Source organism: Gilvimarinus sp. F26214L (genome assembly GCF_054401055.1).
The window spans coordinates 1-1,470 of record NZ_JBTIYG010000035.1; the positions used below are offsets into that span (position 1 = coordinate 1).

General features: G+C 51.7%; 2 protein-coding genes. Both read right to left on the reverse strand.

What is annotated here, in order from left to right; translation table 11 throughout:
• Positions 1-107 precede the first annotated feature (107 nt).
• On the reverse strand, positions 108-974 hold the full coding sequence (locus ACURWW_RS17190) for an IS3 family transposase (protein WP_445618371.1): 867 nt from the start codon (positions 972-974) through the stop codon (positions 108-110).
• On the reverse strand, positions 971-1,279 hold the full coding sequence (locus ACURWW_RS17195; protein ID WP_445618370.1) for a transposase: 309 nt from the start codon (positions 1,277-1,279) through the stop codon (positions 971-973). The genes ACURWW_RS17190 and ACURWW_RS17195 overlap by 4 nt, the downstream gene beginning before the upstream one ends.
• Positions 1,280-1,470: the final 191 nt, after the last annotated feature.

Sequence of the window (1,470 nt, forward strand, 5' to 3'; positions counted from 1 at the left end):
GATTTTGTAGTAAGTCAGCCCGTTCTTTTCGTACAACTGCGAATTGGCAGTGCCTAGTGGTAAATCCATATGACAGTGGTCTTACCCACAAAAAGTAGACACTCTAACTAAGCAGACAAAGCTGCTGTCCGTTCAAACTCCGCTGGACTGATATAGCCGATGGCTGAATGCCGACGAAGTCGATTGTAGAACACCTCGATGTACTCAAAGATACCGGACTTGGCCTCGCTGATCGAGTCGTATTGTTCGGCGTAAATCAACTCGACCTTCAAGCGACTGAAGAATGATTCCATAGGAGCATTGTCCCAGCAGTTTCCTTTTCGGCTCATACTTGGTTTGCAGCCTTTCGACCGCAGGTAGTCGATGTACTTCTGTGAGCGATACTGGACACCACGATCGGAGTGCACGATGAGTCCCGGTTCGATCTCTCGTCGATCGAATGCCATGGAGAGTGCCGCGGTGATCAGCTGTTCAGTCATGGAGGTGTCCAAAGCCCATCCTACGATAGCGCGAGAGTACAGATCCATCACTGTAGCCAGATACAGCCACTGCTTGTCGACCCAGATGTAGGTGATATCGGTGGTCCATTTTTGATTGGGCCGCCCCGCGTCAAAGTTACGCCACAGCAGGTTGTCAGAGACGTTGTTCATTGCCAAGCTGTGGCTACTGTAACGGAAGTTCTTCCCATTACGTGCCTTAAGTCCTTGTTTTTGCAGGATATCGGCCACGTAATTGGTTGAACAGGGTAATCCTATCGCGTTCAGCTCCTGGGCGATTCTTGGCGCTCCGTAGCGCGCTTTGAAGGTCGCATAGGTGTCCACTACCTGCCTGGTCATTTCCATGCGTCGTTGAGTACGTTCGCTCTTGGGACGATCTTTCCACCGGTAGTACCCGGATCGAGACACCTCCAACACCCGGCACATCAAAGCGATTGAATACTGACCTACATGCTCACGGATCAAGGCGTACTTCACTCTTGCTGGCTCGCGAAGTACGCAGTGGCCTTTTTTAGAAAAGCGATCTCCTTTTCCAGTTCGGCATTTTTCCGTCGCAGCTTCCGGACCTCGGCGCTTTCCTGCTTGGAGTAGTCGACCCCATTCAGGCTATTGAACTGCTTCTCGGAGAGTCGGTTGAACTGCCGACGCCAGTTGTAGATCTGTTGGGGACTGACCCCCAACTCCTTGGCCACCGAAGCGGTCGTGTTGCCCTCCTTTTCTGCCCTCTTGACCGCTTCCTGGCGGAATTCCTCGGTATAAGCGGGTCGTCTTTTTCTTGTCATCTGAACACCTCTATATAGGTCAGGTTTAACTATACAGGGTGTCTACTGAATGTGGGTAAGTCGGACAGTTAACGCCCCAAACAGCCGCGCGCTTTTTTGCGTCGGCTGCTTTGGCTTGTTGAACGAAGCCGCTCCGCGGCAAAGCACAATACTGTTCAATTGAAGATAATTCCCCTACGTGCTCAAGCCCG

Bases quoted from the DNA above. Each gene is read 5' to 3' on its own strand.
- ACURWW_RS17195 (WP_445618370.1), bottom strand. From the start codon at position 1,279: ATGACAAGAAAAAGACGACCCGCTTATACCGAGGAATTCCGCCAGGAA.